The sequence below is a fragment of the Sphingomonas sp. SUN019 genome (assembly GCF_024758705.1).
Lineage (GTDB): Bacteria > Pseudomonadota > Alphaproteobacteria > Sphingomonadales > Sphingomonadaceae > Sphingomonas.
In genome coordinates this window covers 3,345,475-3,362,277 of sequence record NZ_CP096971.1, presented here as the reverse complement: position 1 = coordinate 3,362,277, position 16,803 = coordinate 3,345,475, and the positions used below count along the sequence as shown (strand labels likewise).

14 protein-coding genes are annotated in these 16,803 nt (G+C 68.0%); 11 read left to right on the top strand and 3 right to left on the bottom strand.

The genetic code is table 11. The features are described 5' to 3' along the window. Positions 1–3 precede the first annotated feature (3 nt). From prsK to M0208_RS16160, 4 genes are read left to right on the top strand one after another with little or no spacing between them, the layout of a single operon-like run. On the top strand, positions 4–2,052 hold the full coding sequence (gene prsK, locus M0208_RS16175) for an XrtA/PEP-CTERM system histidine kinase PrsK (RefSeq protein WP_258892696.1): 2,049 nt from the start codon (positions 4–6) through the stop codon (positions 2,050–2,052). Then, positions 2,049–3,392: a PEP-CTERM-box response regulator transcription factor gene (gene prsR / locus M0208_RS16170; RefSeq protein ID WP_258892695.1), complete on the top strand. Its 1,344-nt coding sequence runs from the start codon at positions 2,049–2,051 to the stop codon at positions 3,390–3,392. The genes prsK and prsR overlap by 4 nt, the downstream gene beginning before the upstream one ends. Next, positions 3,376–5,370, top strand: coding sequence for a tetratricopeptide repeat protein (locus M0208_RS16165; RefSeq protein WP_258892694.1), 1,995 nt, complete (start codon positions 3,376–3,378; stop codon positions 5,368–5,370). Before prsR ends, M0208_RS16165 begins: the two co-directional genes overlap by 17 nt. 9 nt (positions 5,371–5,379) lie before the next feature. Further along, the gene (locus tag M0208_RS16160; protein ID WP_258892693.1) at positions 5,380–6,186 is read left to right on the top strand and encodes an ATP-binding protein; all 807 of its coding nucleotides are present in this window, start codon (positions 5,380–5,382) and stop codon (positions 6,184–6,186) included. 1 nt (position 6,187) lies between these two features. Here M0208_RS16160 and M0208_RS16155 read toward each other — a convergent pair whose 3' ends face one another. Continuing rightward, positions 6,188–7,420: an acyl-CoA dehydrogenase family protein gene (locus tag M0208_RS16155; protein ID WP_258892692.1), complete on the bottom strand. Its 1,233-nt coding sequence runs from the start codon at positions 7,418–7,420 to the stop codon at positions 6,188–6,190. A gap of 95 nt (positions 7,421–7,515) precedes the next feature. Between M0208_RS16155 and lpdA the strand changes: the two genes are divergently transcribed. Further along, positions 7,516–8,910, top strand: coding sequence for a dihydrolipoyl dehydrogenase (gene lpdA / locus M0208_RS16150; protein ID WP_258892691.1), 1,395 nt, complete (start codon positions 7,516–7,518; stop codon positions 8,908–8,910). A 271-nt stretch (positions 8,911–9,181) separates the two neighbouring features. After that, entirely contained in the window at positions 9,182–9,865 is a 684-nt protein-coding gene (locus M0208_RS16145) for a GPI inositol-deacylase (protein ID WP_258892690.1), read from the top strand. 76 nt (positions 9,866–9,941) lie between these two features. On the opposite strand, the gene M0208_RS16140 is transcribed toward M0208_RS16145, so the two are convergent. Next, positions 9,942–10,223, bottom strand: coding sequence for a hypothetical protein (locus M0208_RS16140; protein WP_258892689.1), 282 nt, complete (start codon positions 10,221–10,223; stop codon positions 9,942–9,944). Further along, positions 10,223–11,206, bottom strand: coding sequence for a glycerophosphodiester phosphodiesterase (locus tag M0208_RS16135; RefSeq protein ID WP_258892688.1), 984 nt, complete (start codon positions 11,204–11,206; stop codon positions 10,223–10,225). Before M0208_RS16135 ends, M0208_RS16140 begins: the two co-directional genes overlap by 1 nt. Before the next feature lie 115 nt (positions 11,207–11,321). Here M0208_RS16135 and M0208_RS16130 point away from each other — a divergent pair, with 115 nt between their 5' ends. The 5 genes from M0208_RS16130 to M0208_RS16110 all read left to right on the top strand — a co-directional run bounded on the left by M0208_RS16130 (position 11,322) and on the right by M0208_RS16110 (position 16,616). Next, on the top strand, positions 11,322–11,813 hold the full coding sequence (locus M0208_RS16130; RefSeq protein WP_258893285.1) for a 2Fe-2S iron-sulfur cluster-binding protein: 492 nt from the start codon (positions 11,322–11,324) through the stop codon (positions 11,811–11,813). Further along, complete coding sequence (locus M0208_RS16125; RefSeq protein WP_258892687.1) at positions 11,810–12,778, top strand: xanthine dehydrogenase family protein subunit M; 969 nt, start codon at positions 11,810–11,812, stop codon at positions 12,776–12,778. The genes M0208_RS16130 and M0208_RS16125 overlap by 4 nt, the downstream gene beginning before the upstream one ends. Then, complete coding sequence (locus M0208_RS16120; RefSeq protein ID WP_258892686.1) at positions 12,775–14,976, top strand: xanthine dehydrogenase family protein molybdopterin-binding subunit; 2,202 nt, start codon at positions 12,775–12,777, stop codon at positions 14,974–14,976. The genes M0208_RS16125 and M0208_RS16120 overlap by 4 nt, the downstream gene beginning before the upstream one ends. A 121-nt stretch (positions 14,977–15,097) precedes the next feature. Continuing rightward, entirely contained in the window at positions 15,098–16,018 is a 921-nt protein-coding gene (locus M0208_RS16115) for an XdhC family protein (protein ID WP_258892685.1), read from the top strand. Continuing rightward, on the top strand, positions 16,005–16,616 hold the full coding sequence (locus M0208_RS16110) for a nucleotidyltransferase family protein (protein ID WP_258892684.1): 612 nt from the start codon (positions 16,005–16,007) through the stop codon (positions 16,614–16,616). Before M0208_RS16115 ends, M0208_RS16110 begins: the two co-directional genes overlap by 14 nt. The last annotated feature ends 187 nt before the right edge of the window (positions 16,617–16,803 follow it).

Sequence of the window (16,803 nt, the reverse complement as noted above, 5' to 3'; positions counted from 1 at the left end):
GGCATGGAGTTGACCCAACCGACGATGACGTTGTGGACCCACGCGCTGGCGGCGTTGCTGTTCGGAACGCTGGCGCTGATGCGGCTGCGGCACGACGGTGGCGGCCTGCCCCGCATCACCTTCGTCGTCGCGCTGGCGGCGACCGCCTTGTGGGCGCTGGCGGTAGCGGGAATCGATGCGCGCGACGTCGCGACCCGCGTGGCGGAAAGCATCCGCAACCTTGCCTGGCTCGCGTTCCTGTTCGCGATGCTGCGCCGCGATCATGCGGCGTCCAGCCGCGCATGGGTGACGGCGGTCTATGCCGCGACGGCGTTGGTCTTCATCGGTGCGGCAATCCTGTCGGTCGCAGGCGCAATGACGGCCGAACCTGTCGCGCGCCTGGCGATCAGCAGCGCGCGGATTGCCATCAGGATGCTGGGTGCGGTCGGCGGGCTGATCCTGGTCCATCATCTCCAGTCGCACGCGCGCGATGACAACCGCGGCGGATTGCGCATGGCGGCGCTGGCGCTGACGCTGATGTGGTCGGTCGATCTGGCGATCTACGTCGCGGGCTGGGCCTCCGGGCGCTGGCCCGGCGGGCTGGTCGATGCGCGCGGCGTCGCGCTGATTGCGGTTGCGCCGATGCTGGGCATCGCGGTGCAGAAGGACGGCGCATGGTCGCTGCAATTGTCGCGCACGGTCGCGTTCCAGGCGCTGACGGTGATCGTGATCGGGCTGTACGTCGCGGTGACCGGAGTGGCGGCGGCGTTGCTGGCGGAATTCGGCGGGCAGAACGCGCGACTGGTGCAGACCGCCTTCGTGTTCGGCACCACCGCCGCCCTGCTGACGATCGTATCGACGCCCTGGCTGCGCGCCTGGGCGAAGGTGATGGTCGCCAAGCACCTGTTCCGCCACCGGTACGATTATCGCAGCGAGTGGCTGCGCTTTACCGAGACGCTGGGTACGCCGGGGGGCGACGCCGCGTTGGATGTGCGGGTGGTCAAGGCGATCGCCGACCTGACCGATTCGCCTGGCGGCCTGCTGCTCGACGGTGCGGCGCTCGATTCGGGCGCGGGGTGGAATTGGGACGGGACCGCGGAAGCCGGCGGCGAGCCGCTGGCGCAGCATCTGGCGGCGACGCGACGGATCATCGAGCTGGACGCGGTGCGCGCCGGAACAGCCGACGCGGGCGACATTGCGGCAGTTCCCGGATGGCTGCGCGACCGGGCCGACGCGTGGGCGGTCGTGCCGCTGGCGCATATCGACCGGTTGGCGGGGGCGATCGTCCTCACGCGCCCGCCGGTCGACCGCGCGCTCGATTGGGAGGATTTCGACCTGTTGGGCGTCGCGGGGCGGCAGGCGGCGAGTTATCTGGCGGAGGATCGCGCGCACGATGCGCTGGCCGACGCGCAGCGCTTCGACGAATTCAACCGCCGCTTCGCGTTCATCATGCACGATCTGAAGAATCTGGTGAGTCAGTTGACCTTGGTCGCGCGCAACGCCGAACGCCACGCCGACAATCCCGAATTCCGGGCGGACATGGTCGCGACGCTGAAGGATTCGGCCGACCGGATGAACCATCTGCTCGCGCGGCTGTCGCAGCACCATAACGGCCGCGCCGAACCGGTGCGTGCGGTCGCTTTGCTGGAACTCGCCGAACGCGTCGCCGATTCACGCCGCGCGCAGCACCGCGTGGTGGCGGAGGGCGATGCGACGGCCGTCGCGGTCGCCGATCCGACGGCGCTGGAGACATTGCTCGGCCACCTCGTCCAGAATGCGATCGAGGCGAGCGCGTCCGATGCGCCGGTGACGATCAGCGTGCGCGGTGACGCGGGCGCGGTGTGCGTCGCGGTGTCCGATCGCGGGTGCGGCATGTCGCCCGGGTTCGTGCGCGACCGGCTGTTCCGCCCGTTCACCTCGTCCAAGCCCGGCGGCTTCGGGCTGGGCGCGTTCGAGGCGCGGCAGCTGGCCGAGGCGATGGGGGGCAGGTTGAGCGTGGAGAGCCGCGAGGGCGACGGCACGGTCTTCACCGTCACGTTGCGCGCATCGAACAATGTGGCGGAGGCTGCGTGACCGAGATCAAAAAACTGTTGATCGTCGAGGACGATCCAGGTCTGCAGCGGCAGTTGCGCTGGGCCTATGACGGATACGAAGTGATCGTCGCGGGCGACCGCGCAGGCGCGATCGAGGCGTTGCGCGCGCACGAACCCGCGGTAGTCACGCTCGACCTGGGCCTGCCGCCCGATCCCGACGGCACGACCGAGGGCTTTGCGACGCTCGCCGAAATCCTTGCGTTGAAACCCGCTACGAAGGTGATCGTCGCATCGGGGCATGGCGCGCGGGAAAGCGCGCGGACCGCGATCGCCGACGGCGCGTGGGACTTCTACAGCAAGCCGATCGACATCGATCAGCTCGGCCTGATCGTCGCGCGCGCATTCCATGTGCACGCGCTGGAGGCGGAGAACCGGCGGCTGGCGGCGAGGGGCAATATTGGTCTCGGAGGACTGATAACCGCCGCGCCCGAGATGCTGAAAGTGATGCGCACGATCGAGCGGGTCGCGCCGGCCGACGTGTCGGTGATGCTGCTGGGTGCGAGCGGCACGGGCAAGGAATTGCTCGCGCGCGGACTGCACGACGCCTCGCGCCGCCGCCACGGCGCATTCGTCGCGATCAATTGCGCGGCGATCCCCGAGACGTTGCTGGAAAGCGAGCTGTTCGGGCATGAAAAGGGCGCGTTCACGGGGGCGGTGAAGACCACCGAAGGCAAGATCGAACAGGCCAGCGGGGGGACGTTGTTTCTCGATGAGATCGGCGACGTGCCGCTCCCGCTGCAGGTGAAATTGCTGCGATTCCTGCAGGAACGCGTGATCGAGCGAATCGGCGGGCGCAAGGCGATTCCCGTCGACACGCGGATCGTGTGCGCGACGCATCAGGACATCGACACGATGGTCGCCGAGGGGCGGTTCCGCGAAGACCTCTACTATCGCCTGGCCGAGATCGTCGTGCGCATCCCGACGCTGGCCGAGCGGGCGGGCGATGCGGCGCTGCTCGCGCGGCATTTCGTGACGAAGTACGCGCACGCGATGAAGACCGGCGTCACCGGCCTGTCGCCCGATGCGCGCGCCGCGATCGACGCGTGGCGCTGGCCGGGGAACGTCCGCGAACTGGAAAATCGCGTGAAGCGCGCGGTCATCATGGCCGACGGGAAACTCGTCACTGCCGCCGACCTCGATCTCGCCGCGCCCGAGGACGGGCCGATCAACCTGCGCGCCGCGCGCGAGGCCGCCGATCGGCATGCGATCCGCCACGCGCTGGCGCGGGCGGACGGCAATATCTCGAACACCGCGAAGCTGCTCGGTGTCAGCCGCCCGACGCTGTACGACCTGCTGAAAAGCTATGACCTTCATGGGTGAGGCGACGCATACCTATCCGTTGCTGCGCGGACGGCGGAAGCGGCGCGGCGCGCGGATGGCGCGCCCGGCGTGGCTTGGCGCACGGACGGTGCGGCTGGCGGGAGTGCTGCTTGTCGCGGCGGCGCTGGTCGGCGGGATCGTGCTGCTCGCGCAGCGCGCGTCCGCGCCCGATCCGCGCGCGGAACTGGCGACCGGGCTGCGGATGCTGGAGCGCGGCAACTACACCGCGGCGCGAACGCACGTCCAGGCGGCGACTGCGGAGCGCCCCGATTGGGAACTGGCGCAGGCAGTGTTGGGGCGCGTCCATCTGGCGCTGCGCGAAGGCGTGGCGGCGGAGGGGGCGTTGAACCGAGCGGCGGCGGGCGGGATGCCTGCCGCGCGGTTGCATCATTTGTTCGCCGATGCGTGGCTGCAACAGGGTGATGCCGATCGCGCCGCCGATGAAACGGCGCGCGCCGCCCCGGCCTATGCGCGATACGCGGCGCGGGTGCGGTCGCGGACGCTAGCGGCGATGGGTGACGCGCCCGCGGCGACGCATGGATTGCAGGCGTTGGTGACGGACGCGCCGCGCGATGCCGACGCGTGGACCGATCTCGCGCAGGTCCGATTCGACGTGGGTGACGTGACGGGCGCGGATCAGGCGGTGCAGCGGTCGCTGACGATCGATCCCGACGCACCCGAAGCGCTGACGTTGCGCGCACAAGTGATCCGCAGCCGCTACGGCCTGATCGCGGCGCTGCCGTGGTTCGAGGCGGCGCTGAAGCGCGATGCGCATTACTATCCGGCGCTGATCGAATACGCTGCGACATTGGGCGACGCCGGGCAGAGCCAAGCTATGCTCGATACGACGCGGCGCGCGCTGGAGGCGAAGCCGGGCGATCCGCGTGCGCTGTATCTGCTGGCGGTGCTGGCGGCGCGCGCCGACCGGTTCGATCTTTCGCGCGCGATGCTGGGCAAGATCGGCGGCAGCGGATCGATACCGGGCGTGCTGCTGCTGGGCGGCGCGCTGAACCAGGCGGCGGGCAAATACGAACAGGCGGTGCTGCAATGGCGCGAACTGGTCGCGCGCCAGCCGATGAACATCGTCGCACGGCGGTTGCTGGGCGCGGCGCTGCTGCGGTCTGGCGACGCGCAGGGCGCGCTCGACACGCTGGAGCCGATCGCGACGCGGCCCGATGCCGACAGCTATACGTTGGCGCTGGTGGGCCGCGCGTTCGAGGCGAGCGGACGGCGCGCGCTGGCGGCGGGATTGCTCGATCGCGCGGCGCGCCAGCCGGCGAGCAGCGCGCCGTCGTTCGGCGAGGATGTCGGGCTGGCCGCACTGGCGCAGGCGGCGGCCGCAGCGCCGGGCGATCCGGGCGTGGCGGTATCCTATGTCCGTGGGCTGATCGACGCGGGCGACGGGGCGGGCGCATACGCGCGGGCGCAGGCGATCGCGGCCGCTTCGCCGGGCGCGCCAGGGGCGCAATTGATGGTCGGCGACGTGCTGGCGACGCGCGGCGATTTTCGCGCTGCCCTTTCGGCTTACGCCCGCGCGGCGGACCTGCGTTTCGACGCACCTACCTTGCTGCGCATGGCCGAGGCGAGCGAGCGTGGCGGGCGTTCTCGCGCGGGCGCGCAGGCGCTGGCGCTGTATCTGTCGCAGAACCCGGACAGCATCGTCGCGCGGCGCGCGCTGGCGAACCTGCAGATCGATGCGCGCGACTGGACCGGCGCGATCGATACGCTGGAGGGACTGCGCGGCGCCCTAGGGCCGCGCGATGCGGTAGTGCTGGCGCAACTGGGTTACGCTTACACCGGCGCGGGCGATCCCCAGACGGGGAAGGCGTATGCGCGCGCCGCCTATCGCCTCGCGCCGATGAACCCCACCGCGGCCGACGCCTATGCCCGCGCGTTGCATGTGGCCGGTGACACGCGCGCGGCGCGACAGCTGGCGCGGAAGGTTCAGGCGTTGCTGAAGGTGCCGCCGCGCGTGTAGCAGCGGGCGATGGACCCGATCGACCGTATCGCCGCCGCGCTCGAACGCCTCGCCCCGCCCCCGCCCGCCGCGGCCGACCCGCTGGCGCACCCGGCCTATGTCTGGCGTGACGACGTGCTGGTCGCAGCGCGCGCCTTCGCGCCATTGCCGCTGGAGCTGTTGCACGGGGTGGATGCGCAGAAAGCGGCGCTGGTCGGCAATCTGGAGCGGCTGGCGGCTGGCCATGCGGCGCAGGACACGTTGCTATGGGGCGCGCGCGGGACGGGGAAATCGGCGCTGGTGAAGGCCGCGGTCGCCGCGGTGCAGGCGGCGGGCGGCGCGCTGGCGCTGATCGAGGTTTTGGCGGAGCGGATCGACACGCTGCCGAGACTTTTCGCCGATGTCGCGGGTGTTGCCCGCGCGTTCGCGATCTTCCTGGACGATCTGGGCTTCGACGCCGCCGCGGATGCGCGGACGCTCAGATCGCTGCTGGAGGGCGGCGCGGAAGCGCGGCCGGCGAATGCGCGGCTGATCGTCACCTCCAACCGCCGCCACCTGATCCCGCGCGACATTCATGACCAGGAAAACGCCATCAACCCGCGCGACGCGATCGACGACCAGATGGCGCTGGCGGACCGCTTCGGGCTGAGCCTGGGCTTCCACGTCGTCGATCAGGAGGCGTATCTGGCGATCGTGCGCGGCTATGCCGAGCGGCACGGCCTGACGTTCGACGCGGCCGACGCAGTGCAATGGGCGACACGGCGCGGCAGCCGGTCGGGGCGGGTCGCATGGCAGTATGTCGTCGATCTCGCGGGGCGGGCGGGCCGCTCGCTCTGAGCTACAAACCCAGCACCATCTTCGCGATGATGTTGCGCTGGATTTCGTTCGACCCGGCGTAGATCGGCCCCGCGCGCTCATTCAGGTAACGCAAGGGGGCGAGCGCGTGCCATTCCTCGCCCGCGACGTACCCATCCGCGGGTGGCGTATAACCCGGCACATCCCCGCCCGGCATCGTCGCGTGCGGCTGGTACACCGTGCCGTACGGCCCCGCCGCCTCGACCGCGAGTTCGGTCAGCGTGCCCGCGAGTTCGGTGCCCATGATCTTCATCATCGACGACAGCGCCCCGACGCTGCCGCCATCCGACGCCGAGGACAGCAGGCGCAGCTCGGTGATCTCCAGCACGTCGGCGCGAATCCGGGCGCGCGCCAGTTTCGCCGCGAAGACCGGATCGTCGATCAGCGGCGCACCGTCGTCACCGATCGTTGCCGCGGCATGGGCCGCGATCTGGTCAGCGCGAATCTTGAGCGCAGGGCCGTAGGCCTGACCGCCGCGTTCGAATTCCAGCAGATATTTGGCCACGCCCCAGCCCTGCCCGATCTGCCCCATCACATTCACCTGCGGCACGCGCACGTCGGTGAAGAACACCGCATTCTGGATCTGCTCGCCAGAGGTCATCGTGAACGGCCGCAACTCGACGCCGGGCGTGGTCATGTCGATCAGCACGAAGGTGATGCCCTGCTGCGGGCGCCCCTCCTTCGACGTGCGCACCAGAGCGAAGATCCAGTTCGCCTCGTTCGCGTGCGTGGTCCACACCTTCTGCCCGTTGACGATCAGGTCGCCTCCATCCTCCACCGCGCTGGTCTGGAGCGAGGCGAGGTCACTGCCGCTGCCGGGTTCCGAATACCCCTGGCAGAAGAAAATTTCGCCCGACAGGATGCGCGGCAGGAAGAACGTCTGTTGTTCGGGCGTGCCGAATTTCATGATGACGTACGCCACCATGCTGATCCCCATCGGCGACAGCGCGGGTGCGCCCGCGGCGATGCGTTCGCGGTTCCAGATGTAATGCTGTGCGACGCTCCAGTCGGTGCCGCCATGTTCGGCCGCCCAGTGCGGCGCGGCCCAACCCTTTTTACGGAGGATTTCCTGCCACGCCATCGACGCGTGGTGATCGGGATAGACACTGGTCGACAGCGTCCCCGCACGACGCAATTCGGGAGTCAGTTCGGTGTCTAGAAAGTCCTTCACCTCGGCCTCGAACGCCAGCTCCTCCGGGCTCCAGTTCAGGTCCATCGCCGTCCCTCCTGTTGTGCGTGCGGGGTTGTTTGCCCGTCGCCAGCGGCTATGTCCCGCTTCGATCCCGGAATCCAGAAACGAAGCGAGCGGACATGGCTGACGACAATTTCGACGTGCTGGTGATCGGCAGCGGTCCCGGCGGCTATGTCGCTGCGATCCGCGCCGCGCAGCTCGGGTTGAACACCGCGTGCGTCGAATCGCGCGAGACATTGGGCGGCACGTGCCTGAACGTCGGCTGCATCCCGTCGAAGGCGCTGCTCCACGCGTCGGAATTGTTCGAGGAAGCGAGCCACGGCGCGTTCGCGAAGTTCGGCATCGACATCCAGGGCGCGACGTTGAACCTCGACCAGATGCACGCCGAAAAGGCGAAGGCGGTCAAGGAACTGACCGGCGGCATCGAATTCCTGTTCAAGAAGAACAAGGTGACGTGGCTGAAGGGCCGCGGCGAATTCGTCGATGCGCATACCGTCAAGGTCGGCGAACAGACCGTCACTGCGAAGAACATCGTCATCGCGACCGGATCGTCGGTCACGCCGCTGCCCGGCGTCGAGATCGACCAGGCGGTGGTGGTCGATTCGACTGGCGCGCTGGCGTTGCCGAAGGTGCCCGAGCATCTGGTCGTGATCGGCGGCGGCGTGATCGGGCTGGAGCTGGGCAGCGTGTGGAAGCGGCTGGGCGCGAAGGTGACGGTGGTCGAGTATCTCGACCAGATCCTGCCCGGCTTCGACGGCGAAGTGCGCAGGGAATCGGCCAAGCTGTTCAAGAAGCAGGGCTTCGAACTGAAGACGAGCACAAAGGTGACCGGCGTCACGGTGCAGGGCGGCAAGGCGAGCGTGCAGGTCGAACCCGCTGCGGGCGGCGAAGGCGAAACGCTCCAGGCCGACGCGGTGCTGGTGGCGATCGGGCGCAAGCCCAACATCGACGGGCTGAACCTCGAGGCGGCGGGCGTGAAGCTGACCGAACGCGGGCAGGTGGCGATCGATCACGACTTCCGCACCAATATCGACGGCATCTGGGCGATCGGTGACGTCGCGCCAGGCCTGATGCTGGCGCACAAGGCCGAGGACGAAGGGATCGCGGTCGCCGAGAACATCGCCGGGCAGACCGGCATCGTGAACCACGATGTCATCCCCAGCGTCGTCTATACCACGCCCGAAATCGCGGGCGTCGGGCTGACCGAGGAAGCCGCGAAGGAACGCGGTGACGTGAAGGTCGGAAAGTTTCCGATGATGGCCAACAGCCGCGCGAAGACCAACCGCGACACCGACGGCTTCGTGAAGGTCATCGCGGACGCGAAAACCGACCGCGTGCTGGGCGTGTGGGTCGTCGCGAGCCTGGCTGGCACGATGATCGCCGAGGCCGCGATCGCGATGGAATTCGGCGCGACCAGCGAGGACATCGCCTACACCTGCCACGCGCACCCGACCCACGCCGAGGCGCTGAAGGAAGCCGCGATGGCAGTGACGGGGAAACCGATACATATCTGATCGCGCCAAGTTGCAGCGAAGTTGCAACTTGGCCGCACGCGATCAGATCGGTCGGCGGTGCTACAGCGCCGTCCGACGACGCGGCTTTGCCGCGGCGCGATCGCTCGTGCGTCCCTCCCCACCAAATCTCCCGCAACTGGGCCCCGGCTTTCGCCGGGGAGGTGACAAGAGGCGAGCTCAAGCGTTAGCTTCGGGGAGAGGAGCATTCTTCATCCACTACCACCACCTCCCCCCACCTCCGCTCCTCCGCTGGGCCGCCGAACCCGCACGGATGGCGATCGGCGTCGCCTCGCTTGCCGTCGCGCGCCGCGACCTGGCCACTACGCCACACGGCGACGGACGTGCGGTGATGCTGCTGCCGGGCCTGTTCAACAGCGACCGGTCGAACGTCTTCCTCCGCCGTTACCTGCGCCAGATCGGCTATGATGCGAACGGCTGGGGCCTCGGCCGCAATTTCGGTGCGCGGACGATCGGTGCCGAGGGCGAGATACTGTTCGCCGCTATCGAAGCCACGGCCGCGACCGCAGGCCCCGTCACGCTGATCGGCGTCAGCCTGGGCGGGGTCATGGCGCGCCTCGCCTCGCACCGCATTCCGGGCGCGGTGCGGGAGGTCATCACGATCGCATCGCCCTATGCGGGCGATCCGCGCGCAACCAACGTGTGGCGCATCTTCGAATGGCTGACCGGCGAACGGATCGACAGCGACGGCGTGATCGCACGCCGCGCCGAGATCGCCGCGCCACTACCCGTCCCCGCCACCGCGATTTGGAGCGCGAGCGACGGCATCGTCAACGGCCTGATCTGCCACGCGCCGGATGAAGCGGGGTGTCGCGCGATCGAGGTCCGCGCGAGCCACATGGGGGTCCAGCACCGGCCGCAGGTTTTGCGGGCCGTGGCGGAGGTGTTGGCGGGAACACAAGACTTCCGTCATTCCCGCGAAGGCGGGAATCCATAAGCACTGACGTTGCCGCACCTGCTGCGAGACCAGCGACTATGGATTCCCGCCTTCGCGGGAATGACGGTGGAGAGTTTTAATCGTCGACCGCCGCCTGATAGCCTTCATACCCTCGGCATTCGTCCGGATTTTTGCGGCATTTCTTCTCATAATCGCGGCGTTCGCGGCCTTCCTGCGCTTCTTTCTTGCGCATCTTCCGCCCGTAGTTGCGGTCGGCCTCATCCTGGCTGGTCGTGGTCCAGTCGGCGACTTGCCCCGCGGCCTTGAACGGCGCGGTCACCACGCTGCCGACCGTGCGCACGCACGCGCCGGTCGCGAGGAGCGGCAGCGCCGCCAGTATGATTTCAACCTTACGCATCACTTCACTCCCCGCGCTTCGTTTCGCGCCTTTACGCCAATTGCCGGATAATCGGTGAAGAATCCGTCGATTCCAAGGCGGAGCGCGGCGGCGATCTCTCCTGCGACATCGCCGTGCCCACGCGGGTTCAGCCCGTCGCGAAAGCGCGAAGGCAGGAAGTAGTTTTCCGCGCGAAAGGTCCACGGGTGAACGCGCAGCCCCGCGGCGTGCGCGTTGCGGACCAAGCCGGTCGGCAGCTTCCCGTCCCACAGCATCGCCTTGTCGGGGCCGATGCCCCACGCGTAGCTTGCGACCTCTCGCAAGCCCGCGGGCGTCATCATCGCGGCATAGCTGGGCGCGGCGCCATCGGCCGGACCGCCCTCCCCTGCGACCAGCTGGATCAGCCGCAGCTTCGTCGTGCGTGCCAAGCGTTTCAAATTTGCGACCTCGAACGACTGGATGAACACCGGCGCATCCGGCGAATCCCACCCTGCCGCCTTCAGTTGCGCGACGAGCGGCGCGTCGGTCGCGTGGCCGATCGACGCGAAATAGCTCGGGTGCTTGGTTTCGGGATAGATGCCGACCTTGTGCTTCTTCGCCAGCGCGATGATTTCGGCCAGCGTCGGAATGTCGTACTTCCGGTCATAGGCCGTGTTGCCGGGGCGCAGCAGCGGCAGGCGTTCCTTCGCACGCAGCGTCTTCAGCTCGGCGAGCGTGAAGTCCTCGACGAACCAGCCGGTCATTTTCTGTCCGTCGATCGTCTTCGTCGCCTTCCGCCCCGCGAATTCCGGGTGAGAAGCGACGTCGGTCGTCTCCGAAATCTCGTTCTCGTGCCGGGCAACCAGCACGTCGTCCTTCGTCGGCACCAGATCGGGTTCGATCACGTCCGCGCCCTGTGCGATCGCCAGTTCATACGCCGCGATCGTATGTTCAGGGCGTTCGCCGCTGGCCCCGCGATGTGCGATGACGATTGGCGGCGACAGGGATGGTTGTGCGTCCGTCATCGGCCTATCCTGCGCGTCGGCGCACGCGCTGACCAGCAGGACCGACATGAGAATGGTTCGCACGGATATCGTCACTACCGAAAGCGTTACCCCCACCGACAGCGAAGGGCGACCCATGCATTTCACGATCAACGGCCAGAGCCGCGAGGCGAACCCCGACATTCGCGCTTCGCTCCTCGACGTATTGCGCGAACATCTTGCGCTCACGGGCACCAAGAAGGGTTGCGACCACGGGCAGTGCGGGGCGTGCACCGTGCTGGTGAACGGGCGGCGGATCAATGCGTGTCTCACGCTGGCGGTGATGCATCAGGACGATGACATTACGACGATCGAAGGTCTTGGGCAGATCGGTAATCTCCACCCGCTACAGGACGCGTTCGTTCGGCACGACGGATATCAATGCGGCTATTGCACGCCGGGGCAGATCTGCTCCGCGGTCGGGATGCTGGACGAGGTCGCGAAGGGCTGGGGCAGCCACGTATCGGGCGACCTGACCGAGGTCGATCTGAACGACGATGAGATCAGCGAACGGATGAGCGGCAATCTGTGCCGTTGTTCGGCGTATCCCAATATCGTCGACGCCATTCGCGAGGTCGCCAAGGCATGAAGACGTTCGATTATGCGAAGGCCGACAGCCCCGAGGCCGCGGTCGCCGGCGGCGGGCGGTTCATCGCGGGTGGCACGAACCTGCTCGATCTGATGAAGCTGCAGATCGAAACGCCGGAGAAATTGATCGACATCAGCCGGTTGGACCTGGCCGATATCGAGGAGCGCGACGACGGCGGGCTGACGATCGGCGCTTTGGTGCCCAACAGCGACCTCGCCGCCGACCCGCGCGTGATCGCGAAATATGAGGTGCTGAGCCGCGCGTTGCTGGCGGGCGCGTCGGGGCAGTTGCGCAATAAGGCGACGACCGGGGGCAATCTGCTCCAGCGGACGCGGTGCTATTATTTCTACGATACCGCGACGGCCTGCAACAAGCGCACGCCGGGGTCTGGATGCGATGCACGCGGCGGGTTCAACCGTATCCTCGCGGTGCTGGGGACAAGCGAGCACTGCATCGCGACGCATCCGGGCGATATGCCGGTCGCGATGCGCGCGCTGGATGCGACGATCCTGACGCTGAAGCCCGATGGCGATCGGCGGCGCATCTCGATCCACGACTTCTATCGCCTGCCGGGCGACACGCCCGAGATCGAGACGGTGCTGGAGCCGGGCGAACTGATCACCCACGTCGAACTCCCCGCGCCGGTCGAGGGCGCGAAGCACATCTATCGCAAAGTGCGCGACCGGGCGTCTTACGCCTTTGCGCTGGTGTCGGTGGCGGGGGTGGTGAAGGTGGAAGGCGGCAAGATCGCCTCTGCCGCGCTGGCGTTCGGCGGGCTCGGCCCGATGCCGTGGCGCGATGCGGCGGTCGAGGCGGCGCTAGTCGGGAAGGCCCCCTCGAGCGAGGCGTTCGCCGCCGCCGCGGAGGCGCTGGTCGCCGACGCGCGCGGCTTCGGGCACAATGACTTCAAGATACCGCTGGTCAAGCGGACGCTCATCGCCTGTTTGAGGGATCTGACCGCGTGACCGAATATCGCATGGACGAGGCGCACGGCGAAACCGCGCTCGATCGCGGGACGCAGGGGTTGCTGGGCGCGGGGCTGGACCGGATCGACGGCCCGGCGAAGGTGACGGGCGCGGCGACCTATGCCGCCGAATTCACCTTCGATCGCCCGATGGCGTACGGTGTCGCGATCACAGCGACCATCGCCAGCGGCACGATCGCATCGATCGACAAGGCCGCGGCGGAGGCGATGCCTGGCGTGCTGGCGATCATCACCGACGATCCGCGCCTGCCGCGTGAATCTCCGCTGATCCGCGTCGAACGGATGAACCGCGTCGAAGGCGAACTGGCCAGTTACGGCGAGATCGTCGGCGTCGCGGTGGCGGACAGCTTCGAGGAGGCACGCGCCGCGGCAAGGGCGGTGATCGTCACGTGTACGCCCGCAGACGGCCGCTACGACATGATGGTCGACGCTGACCGCGCAAACGGACCGGCCAAGGGCGCGATGCTGCCCGACGTGGTGAAGGGCGATGTCGATGCCGCGATGGCGGACGCCGCGGTCGCGATCGACGCCACCTACACCACGCCGCGCCAGGTCCACGCCGCGATGGAGCCGCACGCCGCGATCGTCGACTGGGACGGCGACACCTGCACTTTGTATGGCAGCATCCAACTGTTCGGCTTCGCGCAGGGGATGATCGCGAATTCGCTGGATATCCCGCGCGATAAATTGCGCATGATCTCGCACTATATCGGCGGCGGGTTTGGTGGGAAGATCGGTGGGCCGGAAACGGTTCTGGCGGCGATCGCGTCGCAGGCAACCGGTCGCCCGGCGAAGGTCGCGCTGACCCGCCAGCAATTGTTCCATTCGGTCTATGGCCGGTCGGACACCAGCCAGCGGTTGCGCCTCGCGGCGGACGAAGACGGCGTGCTGAGCGGGATCGGACAGGACAGTTACGTCAGCCAGAAGCCGGGCGGCGGGTTCTTCGAGCCGGTCGCTTTGGGGTCGGTAGGCCTCTATTCCGCGCCTGCGCGCAGCTTCACGACGAAGATCGTCGAACTGAACCTGACCCCCACCGGCGCGGTGCGTGCGCCGGGCGAGGCGGTCGGGATGATCGGGCTGGAATGCGCGATGGACGAACTCGCGCGCGAACTCGGCATGGACCCGATCGAGCTGCGCCGCCGCAACGAGCCGGAGAACGACCCGACCAGCGGCAAGCCCTTCTCCTCGCGCCGCCTGATCGACTGTTTCGACGAAGGCGCGGAAAAGTTCGGCTGGGCCACGCGCGAACGCCGGATCGAGGGCGAATGGCTGGTCGGACACGGCGTCGCGACCGCGGCGCGGGTGAACTTCCTCGCCGATTCCTCGGCGCGCGTGCGCCTGTCGCCCGATGGCCGCGCGACGGTCGAGACCGACATGACCGACATCGGCACCGGCACCTATACCATCCTGGCGCAGGTCGCGGGCGAGGCGCTGGGGCTGCCGATCCACTGTATCGACGTGAAACTGGGCGACAGCGATTTCCCGACCGGCGCGGGATCGGGCGGATCGTTCGGCGCCGCGTCCAGCACGTCGTCGGTGGTGCTGGCGTGCGAGGATATCGTCGCCGAACTGGCGAAACGGATGAACGCGAAGCCCGCCGACATGACGCTGAAGGACGGCCACGCCATCGCCGGCAACCACCGCGTGCCGTTGTCCGAGCTGGTCGGCGATGCCCCGCTGGAGGCGATCGGCACGATCCATCCCGGCAAGAACAACCAGAAATACAGCCAGGCGACGCACGGCGCGCAGTTCGTCGAGGCGTGGGTCAACGGCGTCACTGGCGAGGTGCGCGTGAAGCGGATGCTCGGCGTGTTCGATTGCGGGCGCATCCTGAACGCGAAGACCGCGCGCAGCCAGGCGATCGGCGGGATGATCTGGGGCATCGGCTATGCGCTGCACGAACATGCCGTGGTCGACCCGCGCACCGGCGCGTACGTGAACCGCGACCTGGCCGAATATCATATTCCGGTGCAGTCCGACGTGCCGCAGATCGAGGCGTATTTCGTCGAGGAGATCGATCGCCACGCGAACCCCGTCGGCGCGAAGGGGATTGGGGAACTCGGCATTTCGGGCGCGACCGCGGCGGTGGCGAACGCGATCTTCGATGCGTGCGGGGTCAGGGTGCGGGATTTCCCGATCACGGTGGATAAGCTGCTGGCTGGGTTGCCGCCCGTTTGAGCAAGCCCCTCCCCTTCAGGGGAGGGGTTGGGGCGGGGTCTATCCACGTGCGAACACTCGGTGAGACTGAGACACCCCACCCCCACCCCTCCCCTGAAGGGGAGGGGCTTTAGGAAGAAGAATGGCCGAAAACGATTCCGTCCTGACCGCCGCCACCGCTTGGAAAGGCGCGCCGCTCGCGCTGGCGACCGTCGTCTCAACATGGGGTTCCGCCCCCCGCCCCCGCGGCAGCCATATGCTGGTCCACGCCGACGGCCGCTTCGAAGGCTCCGTCTCGGGCGGCTGCGTAGAGGGCGACATCCTCGACACCGCGGCGCAGGTGATCGCGGGCGCGCCGTTCGCGGTGAAGACTTACGGTGTGGAGGACGCCAGCGCGTGGGAAGTCGGCCTCCCCTGCGGCGGCGAGATTTCGGTGCTGGTGCAGCCTGTATCGGCGGAAGGCTTCGACCCCGAACTGTTCGACCGCATCACCGAAGCGCGCGACGACGGCCGCGCGCTCAGCGTCACGACCGACCTAGACACCGGACAAAGCTCGCTCCGCCCGGCGGAGGGCGCGGCGTTCGTCAATCGCTACGACCCGCCACGCCGCCTGATCATCGTCGGCGCGGTGCAGATCGCGCAGGCTTTGGTCGGCCTTGCCGCAACGCTGGGCATCGAAACCGTCGTCGTCGATCCGCGCGGACGTTTCCTGACCGAGGAACGCTTTCCCGGCACCACGCTCGACGATCGCTGGCCCGACGAGGCGATCGCCGCCTACAGGCCGGGCCCGTCGACCGCGGTCGTCACGCTCAGCCACGATACCAAGATCGACGATCCGGCGCTGATCGCCGCGCTCAAATCCGACGCCGCTTACGTCGGCGCGCTCGGCAGCCGCCGCAGTCACGCCGCACGCCGCGAACGGCTGGCCGAAGCGGGGCTGACTCCGGGGCAGATCGACCGTATCGATGCCCCGGTCGGGATCGACATCGGCGCGATCGGTCCGTCCGAAATCGCGCTGTCCGTCGCCGCCGCGATGATAGGAGCGTTCCGTGATCGAGGTTGAGACCTGCGTCCTCATCCTGCTCGCCGCGGGCCGGTCGGAACGGTTCGGCGACGGCAACAAGCTGGAGGAGGAATTCCTCGGCAAGCCCGTCGGGCTGCACGTCGTCACTGCGCTGGAGGAGATGCCGTTCATGGAACGCGTCGCGGTGATCGACGGCTGTTCGCTGGATTTCGCAGGCCGCGATTTCACGGTTCTGCGCAACGAGGATGCCGCCAGCGGGATGTCGGGATCGGTGCGGATCGGAGTCGCATACGCCAGGGAACGCGGCGCGGCGGCGGTGGTGATCGCGCTGGCCGACATGCCGCGCGTCACCGCGACGCATATCTATCGCTTGCTGGACGCGGCGGAATCGTCAGACGCGGTGGTCGTATCGAGCGACGGGGTGCAGCCGATGCCGCCGGGCGTGTTCGGGCGGGACCGGTTCGATTTCCTGATGGCGCTGAAGGGCGACAAGGGCGCGCGCGATCTGGTGAAGGCCGGGCGGCATGTCGTCACGACGCCGGCGGAATTGATCGACATTGACACGCCGGAGGATCTCGAACGGCTGCGGCGACTGATCCGCGCACCGAAACAAACGGCGACGCGGCCGGTGGTCTGACCAAGAGATTCCCACCCCCCGTTCGTGCTGAGTAGAGGCTGAGTAGCTGCGTCAGCAGCGTATCGAAGACTCGTATCGAAGCAGCGTTCCGCGCTCCAACCTGTCCTTCGATACGCCGCTTCGGCCAGGGTCCCATGAAAATGTCATTTTCATGGGTGCCCGACTTGCTCAGCGGCTACTCAGGACG

Excerpts from the sequence above, each read along its gene's own strand:
- lpdA (WP_258892691.1), top strand. The coding sequence starts at position 7,516 with ATGGCTGACGACAATTTCGACGTGCTGGTGATCGGCAGCGGTCCCGGC.
- M0208_RS16140 (WP_258892689.1), bottom strand. The coding sequence starts at position 10,223 with ATGCGTAAGGTTGAAATCATACTGGCGGCGCTGCCGCTCCTCGCGACC.
- M0208_RS16155 (WP_258892692.1), bottom strand. The coding sequence starts at position 7,420 with ATGGACCTGAACTGGAGCCCGGAGGAGCTGGCGTTCGAGGCCGAGGTG.
- M0208_RS16135 (WP_258892688.1), bottom strand. The coding sequence starts at position 11,206 with ATGACGGACGCACAACCATCCCTGTCGCCGCCAATCGTCATCGCACAT.
- M0208_RS16145 (WP_258892690.1), top strand. The coding sequence starts at position 9,182 with ATGGCGATCGGCGTCGCCTCGCTTGCCGTCGCGCGCCGCGACCTGGCC.
- M0208_RS16125 (WP_258892687.1), top strand. The coding sequence starts at position 11,810 with ATGAAGACGTTCGATTATGCGAAGGCCGACAGCCCCGAGGCCGCGGTC.
- M0208_RS16165 (WP_258892694.1), top strand. The coding sequence starts at position 3,376 with ATGACCTTCATGGGTGAGGCGACGCATACCTATCCGTTGCTGCGCGGA.
- M0208_RS16160 (WP_258892693.1), top strand. The coding sequence starts at position 5,380 with ATGGACCCGATCGACCGTATCGCCGCCGCGCTCGAACGCCTCGCCCCG.
- M0208_RS16115 (WP_258892685.1), top strand. The coding sequence starts at position 15,098 with ATGGCCGAAAACGATTCCGTCCTGACCGCCGCCACCGCTTGGAAAGGC.
- M0208_RS16130 (WP_258893285.1), top strand. The coding sequence starts at position 11,322 with ATGCATTTCACGATCAACGGCCAGAGCCGCGAGGCGAACCCCGACATT.
- prsK (WP_258892696.1), top strand. The coding sequence starts at position 4 with ATGGAGTTGACCCAACCGACGATGACGTTGTGGACCCACGCGCTGGCG.